Origin of the sequence: Novosphingobium soli (assembly GCF_042432915.1) — a bacterium.
GTDB lineage: Bacteria > Pseudomonadota > Alphaproteobacteria > Sphingomonadales > Sphingomonadaceae > Novosphingobium > Novosphingobium soli.
Window position 1 is genome coordinate 293746 of the sequence record NZ_JBHLWK010000013.1, and the last position, 14880, is coordinate 308625.

A 14880-nucleotide genomic window follows, 5' to 3' on the forward strand; every position below is an offset into this window, starting at 1 on the left:
ACGCGGTGCTAATGCGGCGCTAACGGGGCCTTGCGCGCGCCGTCCAGCGCCGCGATGCGCGCGGCGGTCTCCGGCTCGTCCAGCAGCTGCGGCAGCGGCGCGGCCAGGCGGCGCCGCCAGTTCGGGTGCTCGCGGGTGGTTCCCGGGAGGTTCGGCTGCTCCGGTTCGGCCAGCAGGTCCTCCAGCGGAGCGATCGCCAGCGCGCAGGGCGTGCCGCCGATATGGCGCAAGGCCGCGGCCGCCACCGGCGCCGGATCCTCGGGAGAGGGCCGCGGCGCCGCATCGTGGGTCAGCGTTGCCCAGAGCCGCCCGCGGTCCCAGGCGCGCTCCGCCTCGGCATCGGCCAGGGTGGTGCCCTCCGGCAAGCGGCCGAGCCGGTCGGCCCACTCCAGGTCGCGCCCGCTCCACCAGCCCGCGACGGTGGGCGTGTCGTGGGTCCCGGTCATCGCCACCGCCTGCGCCGCGTAGTCCTGCTGGCCGACGAAGCCGCCGTCGGCCGCCCGCTCGAACCACAGCACGCGCATGCCCAGCATCCCGCGCGCGGTGATCGCCGGGCCGAAGCCCTGCGGCATCGTGCCGAGGTCCTCCATCACGACCAGCGCGTCGGCCCGGTGCGCCTCGAGCGCGACGAGGCGGAGCAGGTCCTCGAAGGGATAGCGCAAGTAGGCCCCCTCGCGCGAGGAGGCGCCTTCGGGCACCACCCAGAGCCGCGCGAGGCCGAAGGCGTGGTCGATGCGCAGCGCGCCGGCGCTGGAGAGCGCGGCGCGGATCGTCGCGATCCAGGGCGCATAGCCGCTGCGGGCCAGCCCGCGCGGGGAGAAGCCGGTCAGCATCCAGTTCTGCCCCAGCGGCCCCAGCGGATCGGGCGGAGCGCCGATCGTGAGGCCCTGCAGCATCTCTCGCCGATGGACCCAGGAATCGGCCCCGCCGGTGTGGACGCCCACCGCGAGGTCGGCGAGCAGGCCGACCGCCATGCCTGCCGCCCGCGCGCGCGCCTGCGTGGCGGCAAGGCTCTCGCGCGCCAGCCACTGGGTGAAGAGGTGGAACTCCACCTCCGCGGCCTGCTCGCGCGCGAAGGCGGCGACCGCCGGTCCGTCCGGGTCGTGGTAGGCCGCGGGCCAGTCCTGCCACCCGCGCGCCCCGCCGGCGCGGAACCGGACGTCGAGCGCGTCGAACAGCGCCTGGCGCTGCAGCCCCTCGCCATGGGGCGCATTGTCGCGGGCGATGCGGGCGCGGGTCTCGGGATCGAGCGCGACGAAGGCCCGGCGCAGCGACTCCAGCCGGCGCGGCAGGGCGCCTTCCCAATCGATCAGCTCACCGCCCGCGTCCTCGGCCGCGAGCGGGGCGAGCCCGACCAGCGCCGGGTCCCCCAGGGCGCCGTTGAGGTGGAGCCGGCTGGAGGGGGAGTAGGGGCTGAAATCGTGGCCTTCGCCGGGGAACAGCGCGTGAACCGGGTTGATCGCCAGCGTGTCCGCCCCGCGCGCGGCGAAGGCCTCGGCCGCTTCGGCAAGCTGCGCGAAGGTGCCGAAGGCGCCGGCGCCGCGCAGCGCCGGGATCTGGATCGCCGGCCCCCACATGCGCCCCTTGCCGCGCACCGCGGGCGAGGGCGCGAAGCGCGGTGCCACGGCGAGCGTCAGCGCATGGCCGTTGACACGCAGCGGATAGTACCCGGGCTCCTCCACCGCCGGGAGCGTCCAGGCCTGGGTGTCCAGCACTTGCACCGTCCCGTCGGGCAGCGTGAGTTCGGCACGCGCGAGCCCCGCGGGCAGCGGAGTGGGGGTGCCGGCGTCGGTGACGATCATCGCCGGGGGCTCGGCGCCTTCCGCCGCCACCTGGCGCAGGCTCGCGGCGATGGCTTCGGCGTTGCCGGCCGGATAGCCGAGCGCCGTGGCGATGGCGGCGAGCGAGGCGTCGCTTACGATCTGCTCCCGGCCGTCCGCATCCCACCAGATCCGGCACAAGCCGATCGCCTCGGCAAGCGCGTGCAAGCTTTGCATTTTTCCTCGTCGCTCCCTGCGCCCGTCCGGCCGAGGCTATCGCGCCCCGGCTCCGGCGGCAATCGCGCTTGCCCCTAGCGAACCGCGCGGGCGATCGTTCCAGAACGGGGACTTGCGTGAAGCGAGTGCGGCCTCGACCATGCCGCAAAAGCCAGCGGGAGAGACATGCATGCCCAGGATCGACGTCGCCGGGATCGGCATAGCCTACGAATTGCTCGGCAGGGAAGGCGATCCGGCGGTCGCGCTCACGCCGGGCGGCCGCTTCACCATGGACGTGCCGGGCTTGCGCGAGATGGCGGAGGCGCTGGTCGCGGCGGGCCGGCGCGTGCTGATCTACGACCGGCCCAACTGCGGCCTGTCCGACGCCTGCCTGCTGGGCGACAGCGAGTCGGAGATGCAGGCCGAAGCGCTGGCCGGCCTGATCCGCAAGCTGGACCTCGGCCCCACGGTGATCGCCGGCGGCTCGGGCGGCAGCCGCGTCTCGATGCTGGCGGCGGCCCGCGACCCGGAGATCTGCTCCCACCTGGCGCTCTGGTGGATCTCGGGCGACCCCATCGGGCTGATGCAGCTGGCCACCTACTATTGCGGCGAGGCGGCGACGCTGGCGAGCGCGGGCGGCATGGAAGCGGTGCTCAAGGCGACGAGCTGGGCGGAGAACCTCGCCAAGAGCGAGCAGGCGCGCGCCTTCATCGCCGCGCAGGACCCCGATCGCTTCATCGCCGTGATGCAGAAGTGGGCCGCCGCCTACGTTCCCTCGCCGATCACGCCGGTCCCGGGCATGACCCCGCGCGACTTCGCGCGCCTGACGATGCCCGTGCTGGTCTTCCGCAGCGGGAAGAGCGATCTTTCGCATACCCGCGCCACGTCCGAGTGGGTCCACCGGCTGGTCCCCCATTCACGGTTCGTCGATCCGCCGTGGGCTGACGACGAGTGGAACCAGCGCTCGGCGCAGACCATGTCGGGGACGCAGGGGCACACGCTGTTCCGCTCCTGGCCCAAGCTCGTGCCCCAGATCCTGGACTTCATCGGCGGCTGAAATTGCCCGAAGGAACCCGCCAGCGGCCGAGCGCGGATCGCAGGTCCTGGCGGGCATCCCACAGGATAAGCGCGATCAGGACCAGTGCCACCAACCCGTAGCGGGCCCGGAAGGGGACATTGAACCAGGGCTGCGCGGCGAGCGGCGCCGGCGGGTCGGTCCAGGCCGGGATGACGAGCGCCAGCCAGCATGCCAGCACGACTGCGGTGCGCAGCGCCCGCGGATGGTGGAGCGTGCGGGCCAGCGCGGCGAGGATCGCCGGGAACACCAGCGCGTAGTGATAGCCCCAGGCGTTCGGGGCGGCGACCAGCGAGGCGCAGAGCAGCAGATTGAGGCTGTCGAGCGGCCGGGCCTCGCGCGTGGCGAGGCCGTGGGCCATCGCCAGCAGCACGCCCACCGCCAGCACCACCCTGGACGCGAGCTGGACGGCCTCGGGGATCGGCACGAAGTGCAGGATCGGCTGTCCGCCGCCCGCGGCGACGTGGGTCGCCACACCGGCCAGCGACTGCGCCACACCCGGCATCGTATAGCCCTGCGCTTGGGGCAGCAGCGCGGTGAAATACTGGATGTAGAGCCCCGGAGCGGCCCAGAGCAGGCCCACCAAGGCCAGCGCCGCGCAGGCTGCCACGGTGGCGAGGGCGGCGCGCCACTTGCGCGGGGTGAGGAAGAGCGCAGGGACCAGCCCTGGATAGATCTTGAGCCAGAACCCCAGCGCGATCGCCAGCCCGGCGCACACCGGGCGGCCCCTTGAAGCGCAGCCCATGCCGACGACGGCCGAGGCCATCAGCAGGATGTTGACCTGCCCGGCGGCGATCGAGGTCCCGATCGGCGCGATGGCGAGCGCCGCCAGGAGAGCCGTGATGGCGGCCGAGCGCGGCACGTCCACAAGCCGAAGCGCGGCCCAGGCTGCTCCTGCCAGCGCCGCCATCGACATTGCCGAGTGGAGGAGGAAGGCCAGGTCCATCGGCATGCGCGAGAGCAGGTGGAAGTAGATCAGCGAGGGCGGAGGATAGACGAAGCCGCTGACGAACTCGCCGTTGTGGCAGATGTCGTATGGCGTCTTGAGGCTGGCCGCACCGCACATGTAGGTGCGAAAATCGAGGGTGAGCGCAGCCGCGCCGGCGCCCTCGCGGAGCACGGCGGCGAACTCCAGCACGTGGTGCGCCAGCAGCAGGCCGCTCGCCATGGTCACCGCGGCAAGGAGCCACCGGGCGGGTGGCCGGGATCCCATGGTGTTCATCTCGCCTCGCGCGTGGTTCGGCACCCCGTCTAGCGCCGGGTGGTTACGCGCGAGTGAAGAGGCGAAAGCCGCTGCGGGCAGGGTGTGCGTCTCCAGGCATGCCCGACATCGTCGGGGCGACAATGGTTCACGCCGGATCATATCCCCGCAAGGATGACGCAACGCATTGCTTTGACGTTATCTTTTTGGAGATGGTGCGCCGATTTCGGCCATCCTCAGAGACCTAGCTGCCCGGACGGCGGCCAGAGCCGTCCTTGACACCTGTACAATATTCGGGCGACTTTCGCAGCGACACGAGAGGCGGCGCCGGGATGCGGCCGCCCCGGGGAGGAGAGCGCCGGATTCGCACGCAGGCAAGCGCCTGGGGTGCGGTCCTCAAGCCAACATGCGGGCCTGGCCCGCCGGCCCCGAACAGCGTCCCGCGAATGGCGGAACGGGCCCGCAGAGGTCCGCCGGTAGAATGGGAGAGGACGATATGCAACGAACCGACCTTCGGCGTACCCTGCTGGCGGCCGCCGCGACCGCGGCGACGCTCGCGACACCGGCGATGGCCCAGGAGGCCGCGCGCGCCACGGACGATGGCGGCGACGTCGATGCCATCGTCGTCACCGCGCGGCGCACCGAGGAGCGGCTGCAGGACGTGCCGATCTCCATCACCGTGTTCAACCAGGAGCAGATCAGCCAGCGCAACATCGTCAGCACCGCGGACCTGGCGACGTACACGCCCTCGCTGTCGGTCAACGCCAAGTTCGGGCCGGAGAAGGCGTCGTTCGTCATCCGCGGCTTCGTCCAGGACCTGGCGACGCAGCCCTCGGTCGGCACCTACTTCGCAGACGTCGTCGCCCCCCGCGCGGGCGGGTCCACCACTTCGGGCAACGGGGTGGGCGTGGGAAGCCTGTTCGATCTCCAGAACGTGCAAGTGCTGAAAGGTCCGCAAGGGACGCTGTTCGGCCGCAACACCACCGGCGGCGCCGTGCTGCTGGTGCCGCGCAAGCCGACCGATGTGCTGGAGGGCTATGTCGAGGGATCGCTGGGCAGCTACGACCTGCGCCGCGTGCAGGCCGTGCTCAACGTGCCGCTGGCCGACAGCTTCAAGGTCCGGCTCGGCGTCGACCGGATGAAGCGGGACGGCTACTTGGAGAATCATTCCGGGATCGGCCCGGACCGGCTCGGCAACACCGACTTCATCGCCGCGCGTCTCAGCATCGTCGCCGACCTGACGCCGGAGCTGGAGAACTACACGATCGCCACCTACTCGGATTCGGACAACCACGGGACGTTGGCGCGGGTCGTGGGCTGCAACCCGGCTTCCGGCCTCGCCTCCTTCTGCCAGCGGCAGGTCGACCGCCAGAACGCGCGGGGCGACGGCTGGTGGGACGTCGAGAATTCCGAGCCGGACCCGCGCGTCCACATGCAGACCTGGCAGGTCATCAACACCACGACCTGGCTCGCCAGCGACACGCTGACGGTCAAGAACATCGGCAGCTACGGCGAATTTCGTGAGACCACGCGCTACAGCCTGGAGGGCGAGTTCTTCACCACGCCGGCCGGCCAGCTTGCCACGACGCTGATCCGCATCAACAACACGCCCGGCTACAACAACGCCAGCCAGCTCACCTGGACCGAGGAACTGCAGGTGCAGGGGCAGTCGGCCGACGGCGGCCTGAAGTGGCAGGCTGGCGGTTATTACGAGGCGAGCGACCCGATCGGCTTCACCTCGCAATCGACCACGCAGCTCATGAACTGCCAGGATTCCTACGCCCAGCTGGGGCGCTACCTCTCGGGCGGTCCGATGGTGAGCTGCCCGGCCGGATCGAGCGCGAGCATCTCCATCCCCTTCCAGAAGACCTGGTTCCGCAGCAAGGGGCTCTACTTCCAGGGTACCTACAACCTGACCGACCAGTTCAGCGTGACCGGCGGCGTGCGCTATACCTGGGATCGCATGACCCATCGCTACGACGGCACCACCCTGCGGTTTCCGACGCCGGGCGTGACGACGGCGGGTTGCGGCAACGCGGTGCGGGTGACCAATCCGGACGGCAGCCCGGTCTTTATCCCGTCGCTGGCGGAGCACGCGCGCTGCAACGTCACGTTCACCGCGAAGTCGGACAAGCCGACCTGGCTGATCGACCTGGACTACAAGCCGGTGGACGACGTGCTGCTCTACGCCAAGTGGGCGCGCGGCTATCGCGGGGCGGGCGTCGCCTCCGCCAACGTGCTGCTGGAGACCTGGGGGCCCGAGAAGGTGGACACCTACGAAGTGGGCGCCAAGGCGAGCTTCCACGGCGCCGTGCGCGGCTACTTCAACGTGGCGGCGTTCTACAACGACTTCAGCGACCAGCAGATCCAGGCCACGCTCGTGCGCAATCCGCGCCCGGGCAACCCCTTCATCGGCGGCAGCGCCATCGTCAACGCGGGCAAGTCGCGGATCTGGGGGATCGAGGTCGATTCCTCGATCAACCTGTTCGACGGGCTGCGGGTGGACGCCGGCTATACCTACCTCGACACCAAGGTGCTGGAGTTGAACCCGCCCGCGGTGCCTGCCGACGCGCAGCAGTTCTTCACCGCGCTGGTGCCCACCGCGGAGGAGGGCGGCCCGCTGGCGCTCTCGCCCAAGCACCGCCTGACGCTGACCGGCAGCTACACCCTCCCGCTGGACGAGAGCATTGGCCGGATCAGCCTCGGCGCGACCTACGTCTACACGAGCGAGCAGGTGATGAGCCTGGCGACGGCGCCGGCATTCCAGAACGCGCCTGCGACCGACCTGCTGAACCTCAACGCCAGCTGGGCGGACGTGCTCGGTCAGCCGTTCGACCTCTCGTTCTTCATGACCAACGTCACAAACGAGAAGTTCCCGCTCAACGTGAACAACGCCTACGGATCGTTCGGGCTGGAGTCGCAGATCGTCAACGAACCGCGGATGTACGGCTTCCGGCTGAAGGCCCGCTTCGGCGGCTGAGGACCAGTGTTTGCCAGGGGATGAACAGCTTGTCCCACGGTTATCCACAGCCGTGTCCATGGATCGGCGGCTCGGGTCGGCTAAGGTAGGGGGTGGACCTCGCCGGCTATCTCACCCGCGTCGGCCTCCCGGCCGCGCCCGCGCCGACCGCGCGGGGGCTTGCCGTCCTGCAGTCGGCGCACCGCCAGGCGATCGGGTTCGAGAACCTCGACGTCATGCTCGGCCGTCCGATCCGCCTCGATGCGCCCTCGGTGTTCGACAAGCTCGTGCAGCGCGGGCGCGGCGGGTACTGCTTCGAGCACAATCGCCTGTTCGCGGACGTGCTGGGAGCGCTGGGCCTGGCGCCGCGGCCGCTGCTCGCGCGCGTGCGGCTCGGCCAGTCCGTTGATGCGATGCCGCCGCGCACGCACACCTGCCTGCTGGTCCCGGTCGACGGGGCGCTCTGGCTCGCGGACGCGGGGTTCGGCGGTAGCGACCTGCCTCCGCTGCCGCTGTCGGACGGCGCGGAGGCGACGACCACCGAAGGGGCCAGGCACCGGCTGCGCCGCATCGGCGCGCGCGGCAGCCTGGGCGGAGAGTGGCTGCTGGAGCGGTCGGGACCGCGCTGCGCCACCGACGGGCGCGCGCGGGCGGAGCCGGGCTGGCAGCCGCAGTACGCCTTCGACCTCTCCGAAGTGGCGCCGGACGACCTTGAGCAGGCCAACCACTGGACCGCGACGCGCCCGGGCACCCGCTTCACGACGCTGCACGTCGCCAGCATCCCGCTCACGGCGGGATTCGCCTCGATGGTCGATCGCGAACTCACCATCCATGACGGGAGTGGCACCCAGCGACGCGAGATCACGGGCGCGGCCGACTACGCGCAGGTCCTGCGCGAGGTGTTCAGGATCGCGATGCGCGCGGAAGAGGTCGCGGCACTGCCGTTGTTCGCCTGAGGCCGCCCCCTCAGACCTCCAACAGCCTCGGCATCAGCTCGACGAAGTTGCACGGCCGGTTCCGGCTGTCGAGCTGTTCGGCCAGGATGCCGTCCCAGCCGTCCTTCACCGCGCCGTTGGAGCCGGGCAGGGCGAAGATGTAGGTTCCCCGCGCGACCACTGCCATGGCGCGGCTCTGGACGGTGGAGGTGCCGATGGTCTTGTAGCTGAGCCAGCGGAACAGCTCGCCGAAGCCGGGGATCTCGCGACCGCCCAGCCGTCCCAGCGCCTCGGGCGTGACGTCGCGGCCGGTCAGGCCGGTGCCGCCGGTGGAGACCACCGCGTCCACTTCGGGGTCGTCGATCCATTCGGTCAGGAGCGCCGCGATGGCCCCGGCATCGTCCCGCTCGATCCGGCGCCGCACGAGGGCGTGGCCCGCCCCCTGGATGCGCGCGGCGAGGATGTCGCCCGAGGTGTCGTTTTCGGCCGTTCGCGTGTCGGAGACGGTCAGCAGGGCAATGTTGATGGGCCTGAAGACACGCTCAAGGTCGATTGCCACGCACAAACGCTCCATTTGCAGCCATGCGCACGCCCTGCGAGCCCGCCAGGCCCGGGAAGGTCGGCCACATGCCCTGCGCCAGTTCCATGCGGCTTTCCGAGGCGCCGCCCGCCTGGCGTTCGTACATCCAGTAGTTGCGCATCACAATGTTCACGTAGCCGCGCGTCTCCCAGTACGGGAGCGATTCGATCCACAGCAGCGGATCGCCCTGGCAGTTCACTTCGGTGTTCCAGCGGCGGACGGGCAGCGGGCCGGCGTTGTAGGCCGCCATCACCTTGGGCAGCAGGCCCTGCGTGCCCGGATCGTTCTTCAGCGTCTCGAGGTGACGCTGGCCGAAGGCGAGGTTGACCTCGGGCTTGTTGAGATCGGACGCGTTGCCGGTGTAGCCGAGCGAGCCGGCATGGTCCTGCGCCGCGGCCGGCATGATCTGCATGAGCCCCCGCGCGCCCGCGGGGCTGACCGCGCCGGAGCGGAACACCGATTCCTGCAGCGCATGGGCATAGACCAGCGCCGGGTCCACCTTCCAGCCGCCCACCGGTGTCCACTTGGGGGTGGGGAAGCGCGTCGCAGGCTCCGGCTTGCCCCCGTAGGGCGCGTTGTAGGCCATCCACAGCTGCGTGCCGGGCAGGCCGAGGTCACGCGCGAGGCGGGTGAGAGGGGCATACTGCGATGCCTGGCCGATGCGGGCCTGGTGCCGCAGCACCTCGTCCGCCAGGTTGTCCTTGCCGATCTCGGTGAGCTGGACCGCCGTGCGCACGTTGGGGCTGGCGCGCAGCTGCTGCCAGTCGGCCTGGGTGAAGTCGGCGGCGGCGTGCTGGGCGGGAATCGGCATGCCCAGCTGCTCGGCCGCCAGCATGCCGTAGAGCGTCTCGTCGCGCGCCGCGGCCAGGCGCATCGCCGCCGAGGCGAGCTCCGGCTTGCGGCAGCGCACCAGGGCACGCCCGTTCCAGTAGTGCGCGGCGCTCGTCAGCTCGGCGTTCTCGGAAGCGCGGGCGGCCCTGGAGAAGGCATCGGCGGCACCCTCGCAGTCGCCCAGGCGCCACGCGGCCAGCCCCGCGGTCCACCAGGCCTCGCCCACCCACGGCCCGGTGCCGAGCGCGGCGATCTGCGCCATCTGGTAGGCGCTGGCGTCCTGGTTCTCGATGTAGAAGCTCCAGGCCACCTTCTGCCGCCATTCGGCCTGCGCGGAGGGGCTGAGGCTGGCGTCGATGCCGTCGAGCAGCAGGCGCGCGCCCATCGGATCGTCGTTCTTGATGCGCTCCAGGATCCCGTCGGAGATCGCCGCGGGCATGGTGCCGTCCTCGATCGAGGCGGGGCGCACCCGCTTCGACAGCGAGGGCAGGCGCGCGAAGGACTGTTCGCTGGGCAGCGCGGGCACGCTGGCGGCGCCGCGCTTGAGCGCCAGGCGGCTGATCTGCTCGGCCCCGGGCAGCTCGGCGCCCTGGGACAGCCACGATTGCAGCTCGTTCAGCTCGATCTTGGGGGAGCCGGCGGCGAGGTAGTATTCGGCGCGGGCCTGCTGGTGCAGCGGGCCGTCGGGCCGATCAGCCAGCATCTTCTGCACCGTCGTCCAGTCCTTGGCGTCGATGGCGTCGAAGATCTGCCGGTAGTACGCACGGTCATCCTGGCTGAGCAGCGATGGCACCGCCGTGCGGTCCGCCCGCGATCGGAAGTAGTCCACCGCGGCGCTGTTGGCGAAAGCCGGCGCGGCCGACACGGCTGCGGCCAGGCAGGCGCCCGCCACCATTCCAGCCCTGGCAAGTCGTTTCAAGTCAGTGTCCCCACATCCTGCGCGATACCGCCGATCCTGCTGCCGGAGGCGGACCCGTCAGGCCGCGGTCCACTCCAGCCAAGCCTCCCAGAGCACCGGCTTGGCCCGCGGCTGCGCCAGCAGCGCGGGGAGGGCCCATGAGGCGAGCAGGGGTATCGAAGCCCCTTCATGGTTGAATAAACGTAAAACGGCAGGACGTTGCGGCGATTCGTGGCCGATTAACGACAAGGCGTTGCCGCCGAGCACGAACAGGCGCCGGGGCGCGGCCAAGGCGATGTGATGCGCCAGCGCCGCTCCCACCCCGCGCGTTCCCAGCGCGGCCCAGTCCGCACCGGGCGTATGCCGGGGAAGGGCACTGGCAAGGTAGATCTCGTCGCGCCGCGTCCCGAACGCCGCCAGCATGGCATCGAGGAGCCGCCCCTGCGGACCGGACAGCAGGCTCTCCCGATCCTCCGCCTCGGGCTCTTCCACCAGCACCATCAGCTCCGCGCCGGCCGGGCCCTGCGGTGCGATGCGCGCGGCAAGGTCGCCCTCGGACAGCAGCGGTTCGCTCAGCCACCAGGAGGCGAAGGACGCAAGGTCGGACGGCAGGGCCTCGGGCTTGAGGACGGGGGGCGCGGACGGCGCCGGCTCGACCGGCGCGGGGCGTTCCCTGCGGGCCTCGGCCAGCGGCGCGGCGGCGCGCTCCGCGGCGGCGAGCCAGTCGACCGGCTCGTCGAGGAAGTCGCAGTCCACGCCCGCGTCCCGCCACCAGTCGAGCGCACCTGTGATATCGTCCAGAAATTCCGGATTTGGCCGATCATCCATCGCCGGGGTCTTGACCTGCCGCGCGGGAGCAATCAAGGCGTTTGCGGATTTAATCGCACGACTAATCACAAAAGAATTCTGGACGGGCTTCCATGATTGAACGCGAAGAGATGCCTTACGACGTCGTGGTCATCGGTGGTGGGCCTGCCGGCCTCGCCACGGCGATCCGTCTCAAGCAGGTGGACCCCGAACTGCAGGTCTGCGTGCTCGAAAAGGGCTCGGAGATCGGTGCGCACATCCTTTCGGGCGCGACCATCGACCCCAAGGCGCTCGACGAACTGCTGCCCACGTGGCGCGAGGACGGCTGCCCGCTGGCCGAGACACCGGTCACCGACAACTGGCACTGGCATCTGACCAAGAAGGGCAAGTTCGCGCTGCCCCACGTCATCCAGCCGCGCTTCATGTCGAACCACGGCAACTACACCGGCTCGCTTGGCAACTTGTGCCGCTGGCTGGCGGAGCAGGCCGAAGCGCTGGAGATCGAAATCTTCCCCGGCTTCCCGGCAGCGGAGATCCTCTATGACGAGGCGGGCGCCGTGATCGGCGTGCAGACCGGCGACATGGGCGTGGACCGCGAAGGCAATCCCAAGGGCGACTTCCAGCCCGGGATGAACCTGCTCGGCAAGTATACCGTCTTCTGCGAAGGCGCGCGCGGCCACCTGACCAAGCGCCTGAAGTCGAAGTACCAACTGGAGGCGAACTGCGAGCCGCAGATCTACGGCATCGGCATCAAGGAGATCTGGGACATCCCCGCGGACAAGCACGTCCCCGGGCGCGTGATCCACACCCAGGGCTGGCCGATGAGCGAGAACGACGCCTGGGGCGGCGGCTTCCTATACCACCAGGCGAACCACCAGGTGGCGCTCGGCTTCGTGACCGCGCTCGACTACAAGAACCCCTACATCTACCCGTTCGAGGAGTTCCAGCGCTGGAAGCAGCATCCGGAGATCCGGGCGATCCTCGAAGGCGGCAAGCGCGTGGCCTACGGCGCGCGGGCGATCAACGAAGGCGGCTGGCAGTCGGTGCCGCAGCTGGCGTTCCCGGGCGGCGTGCTGGCGGGCTGCTCGGCGGGCTTCGTCAACGTGCCGCGCATCAAGGGCACGCACACCGCGATGAAGAGCGGCATGCTCGCTGCCGAAGCCATCGCCGCGGCCATCAAGGCCGGCCGTGAGCAGGACACGCTGCAGGAATACGACGATGCGGTCCGCTCGAGCTGGATCGCCAAGGAGCTGAAGCTCGTCCAGAACGCGGAGCCGATGGTGGCCAAGTGGGGCGGCGAGCTGGGAACGATCCTGGCGGGCGCCGACATGTGGCTGCGCACGCTGTTCGGCTTCGGCCTCGCGCGGCCGATGAAGCACCATCGCGATTCCGAAGCGACGCAGCGCGCCGACCTGTACAAGCCGATCGCCTATCCCAAGCCCGACGGCGTCATCAGCTTCGACCGCCTCACCAGCGTGTCCTACTCCTTCACCAACCACGAGGAAGACCAGCCGGTCCATCTCAAGGTGGCGGACATGGAGCTGCAGAAGGCCAGCGAACTGGGCGTCTTCGCAGGGCCCTCCACGCGCTACTGCCCCGCCGGCGTCTACGAGTGGCTGACGGACGAGGTCACCGGCGAGCCGAAGTACCAGATCAACGCGCAGAACTGCGTCCACTGCAAGACCTGCGACATCAAGGACCCGAACCAGAACATCACCTGGGTGACGCCCGAGGGCGGCGGCGGGCCGAACTACCCGAACATGTGATGTGTCTCCCCGGCCGCCCGCACGGCGGCCGGCTCTCGATCGCGGTTGACGGCTTCGCGCAGGACTCTATGCGCGCCGGTGAAGATCGCGCTGGAGGACGTTGCGGGTGGCGGCAGGGTACATCGTCGAAGCCAGGGCTGCGCGCGGCGGACCGGGGCGGGGCGCTTGGCTGCGCCGCTGTAATTTCCGTCCGGGAGGCGCCGCGTGAACGAGACCGCCTTCGCCAAGATCAACCTCGCTCTCCATGTGCGCCGCCGGCGCGCAGACGGCTACCACGAACTCGAGACGCTCTTCGCCTTCGTGGACGACGGCGACCGCTTGAGCGTCACGCCTGCCGCGGCCGACCGGCTCACCACCCATGGCGCGTTCGCCGGGATGATCGGCGATCCCTTCGGCAACATCGTCGGCAAGGCGCTGTCCGCCCTGCCGCGGGAGGAGGGCTGGGCGGTCGCTCTGGACAAGCGCCTGCCGGTGGCGGCGGGCCTCGGCGGCGGCTCGGCCGATGCCGGCGCGGTGTTCCGCATGGTCGATCGCAGGCAGGGGCTTCCCGCGGACTGGCAGGCGCGCGCCGCCCGGCTCGGCGCCGACGTGCCCGCCTGCGTGCTGTCGACCACCTGCATCGGCACCGGCACTGGCACCGACCTGGCGCCGGTCGACAGCGATCTCGCGGGCACGCCGGTGCTCCTGGTCAACCCGCGGGTGGGCGTGCCGACCGGGCCGGTGTTCCAGGCCTGGGACGGGCGCGACCGCGGCGCCATGCCGTCTTTCGAGGCGACCGGCTCGGTGCGCGCCATGGCGCTTGCGGGGCGCAACGACCTGGAGGCCCCCGCCATCGCGATCTGCCCACCGGTGGCGCAGGTCCTGGCCGCGCTGGCGGACACCGGGCCGTTCCTCGCGCGCATGTCCGGGTCGGGGGCCACCTGCTTCGCGCTCTACGACGGCTCGGAGGCGCTGCACGCGGCGGCCGAGGCCGTGGCCCGCAGGCAGCCGGGGTGGTGGCTGATGACGGGCCGGCTGCGGTAGGGCGCAGGAGCGGTTGGTACCAAGGGCTTTGATGAGAAGGGCGGCTTCGATGCAGGCAGGTGTGGAAAGCGAATACCATCGCCTTCTGGGCGAACCGCAAGAGGGCGGCCTGCTGGTGGTCGCCGACCATGCCTCGAACCGGGTGCCCGCCGATATCGACCTCGGCATCGACCCTGCGCTGCTCGATGCACATATCGCCGTGGACATCGGCGTGCGCGACGTGGCCGAGCGCATGGTGAGGCCCGGAACCGCAGCCTGGCTGGGCCATGTCTCCCGCCTGGTGTGCGACTTCAACCGCGATCCGGGGGCGCCTGCCATGGTTCCGCTGGTGAGCGATGGCCACGCGATCCCCGGAAATGCGCTGACCGACGAAGAGCGCCACGCGCGGGCCGCGCGCTTCTTCCATCCCTATCACGACGCTATTGCCGCGCTATTGCATCGCTGTCGCCCGTCGCTGATGCTCTCGCTGCACAGCTTCACTCCGGCCCTGGCCACCAGCGACACGCCCCGGCCGTGGCACGTCGGCGTGCTCTACAACCAGGACGAGCGCGCCGCCCGGCTCGCGATTGCCTGGCTGGAAGCGCAGAAATGCGTGGTCGGCGACCAGGAACCGTACTCCGGCAAGGTGCTCAACGCCTCGATGAACCGCCACGCCGAGGCGAACGGCATTCCCTACATCGGCATCGAAATCCGCCAGGACCTGATCGCCGATGCCGCCGGCCAAGCCGCCTGGGCCGACCGCCTGACCGCCTTGTGCGATACGGTCGCGCGCCCGCTCTAGACGGGTTGCGGCGGTCGACGTGAAATAAAGTTTCGAAACGCCTCGTTG

Annotated in this window: 11 protein-coding genes; 6 read left to right on the forward strand and 5 right to left on the reverse strand. The window is 70.4% G+C overall.

What is annotated here, in order from left to right; translation table 11 throughout:
* Positions 1 to 8: 8 nt before the first annotated feature.
* The gene (gene malQ / locus ACFFJC_RS11925) at positions 9 to 1997 is read right to left on the reverse strand and encodes a 4-alpha-glucanotransferase (protein WP_379487728.1); all 1989 of its coding nucleotides are present in this window, start codon (positions 1995 to 1997) and stop codon (positions 9 to 11) included.
* A gap of 169 nt (positions 1998 to 2166) precedes the next feature.
* On the opposite strand from malQ, the gene ACFFJC_RS11930 reads away from it, so the two are divergent.
* The gene (locus ACFFJC_RS11930) at positions 2167 to 3033 is read left to right on the forward strand and encodes an alpha/beta fold hydrolase (RefSeq protein WP_379487729.1); all 867 of its coding nucleotides are present in this window, start codon (positions 2167 to 2169) and stop codon (positions 3031 to 3033) included.
* On the opposite strand, the gene ACFFJC_RS11935 is transcribed toward ACFFJC_RS11930, so the two are convergent.
* On the reverse strand, positions 3020 to 4273 hold the full coding sequence (locus ACFFJC_RS11935; protein WP_379487730.1) for a glycosyltransferase family 87 protein: 1254 nt from the start codon (positions 4271 to 4273) through the stop codon (positions 3020 to 3022). The genes ACFFJC_RS11930 and ACFFJC_RS11935 overlap by 14 nt on opposite strands.
* Positions 4274 to 4748: 475 nt before the next feature.
* On the opposite strand from ACFFJC_RS11935, the gene ACFFJC_RS11940 reads away from it, so the two are divergent.
* Positions 4749 to 7232: a TonB-dependent receptor gene (locus ACFFJC_RS11940; RefSeq protein WP_379487731.1), complete on the forward strand. Its 2484-nt coding sequence runs from the start codon at positions 4749 to 4751 to the stop codon at positions 7230 to 7232.
* A 92-nt stretch (positions 7233 to 7324) separates the two neighbouring features.
* Positions 7325 to 8167, forward strand: a complete 843-nt coding sequence (locus ACFFJC_RS11945; protein ID WP_379487732.1) for an arylamine N-acetyltransferase family protein — start codon at positions 7325 to 7327, stop codon at positions 8165 to 8167.
* Between the two features lie 10 nt (positions 8168 to 8177).
* Here the strand turns inward: ACFFJC_RS11945 and moaB are convergent, their stop codons facing one another.
* From moaB to ACFFJC_RS11960, 3 genes are all read right to left on the reverse strand, one after another.
* Complete coding sequence (gene moaB / locus ACFFJC_RS11950; protein WP_379487733.1) at positions 8178 to 8705, reverse strand: molybdenum cofactor biosynthesis protein B; 528 nt, start codon at positions 8703 to 8705, stop codon at positions 8178 to 8180.
* Positions 8689 to 10452: a lytic transglycosylase domain-containing protein gene (locus tag ACFFJC_RS11955; RefSeq protein ID WP_379487760.1), complete on the reverse strand. Its 1764-nt coding sequence runs from the start codon at positions 10450 to 10452 to the stop codon at positions 8689 to 8691. The genes moaB and ACFFJC_RS11955 overlap by 17 nt, the downstream gene beginning before the upstream one ends.
* An 81-nt stretch (positions 10453 to 10533) precedes the next feature.
* Positions 10534 to 11283, reverse strand: coding sequence for a uracil-DNA glycosylase family protein (locus tag ACFFJC_RS11960; protein WP_379487734.1), 750 nt, complete (start codon positions 11281 to 11283; stop codon positions 10534 to 10536).
* 92 nt (positions 11284 to 11375) lie between these two features.
* Between ACFFJC_RS11960 and ACFFJC_RS11965 the strand changes: the two genes are divergently transcribed.
* From ACFFJC_RS11965 to ACFFJC_RS11975, 3 genes are all read left to right on the forward strand, one after another.
* Complete coding sequence (locus tag ACFFJC_RS11965; RefSeq protein WP_379487735.1) at positions 11376 to 13028, forward strand: electron transfer flavoprotein-ubiquinone oxidoreductase; 1653 nt, start codon at positions 11376 to 11378, stop codon at positions 13026 to 13028.
* A gap of 204 nt (positions 13029 to 13232) precedes the next feature.
* Complete coding sequence (locus ACFFJC_RS11970; RefSeq protein ID WP_379487736.1) at positions 13233 to 14051, forward strand: 4-(cytidine 5'-diphospho)-2-C-methyl-D-erythritol kinase; 819 nt, start codon at positions 13233 to 13235, stop codon at positions 14049 to 14051.
* A 49-nt stretch (positions 14052 to 14100) separates the two neighbouring features.
* Complete coding sequence (locus ACFFJC_RS11975; protein ID WP_379487737.1) at positions 14101 to 14832, forward strand: N-formylglutamate amidohydrolase; 732 nt, start codon at positions 14101 to 14103, stop codon at positions 14830 to 14832.
* Positions 14833 to 14880 lie beyond the last annotated feature (48 nt).

Coding starts and splice junctions, on each gene's coding strand:
- malQ (WP_379487728.1), bottom strand. CDS start 1,997: ATGCAAAGCTTGCACGCGCTTGCCGAGGCGATCGGCTTGTGCCGGATC.
- ACFFJC_RS11930 (WP_379487729.1), top strand. CDS start 2,167: ATGCCCAGGATCGACGTCGCCGGGATCGGCATAGCCTACGAATTGCTC.
- ACFFJC_RS11935 (WP_379487730.1), bottom strand. CDS start 4,273: ATGAACACCATGGGATCCCGGCCACCCGCCCGGTGGCTCCTTGCCGCG.
- ACFFJC_RS11940 (WP_379487731.1), top strand. CDS start 4,749: ATGCAACGAACCGACCTTCGGCGTACCCTGCTGGCGGCCGCCGCGACC.
- ACFFJC_RS11955 (WP_379487760.1), bottom strand. CDS start 10,452: ATGGTGGCGGGCGCCTGCCTGGCCGCAGCCGTGTCGGCCGCGCCGGCT.
- ACFFJC_RS11960 (WP_379487734.1), bottom strand. CDS start 11,283: ATGGATGATCGGCCAAATCCGGAATTTCTGGACGATATCACAGGTGCG.
- ACFFJC_RS11965 (WP_379487735.1), top strand. CDS start 11,376: ATGATTGAACGCGAAGAGATGCCTTACGACGTCGTGGTCATCGGTGGT.
- ACFFJC_RS11975 (WP_379487737.1), top strand. CDS start 14,101: ATGCAGGCAGGTGTGGAAAGCGAATACCATCGCCTTCTGGGCGAACCG.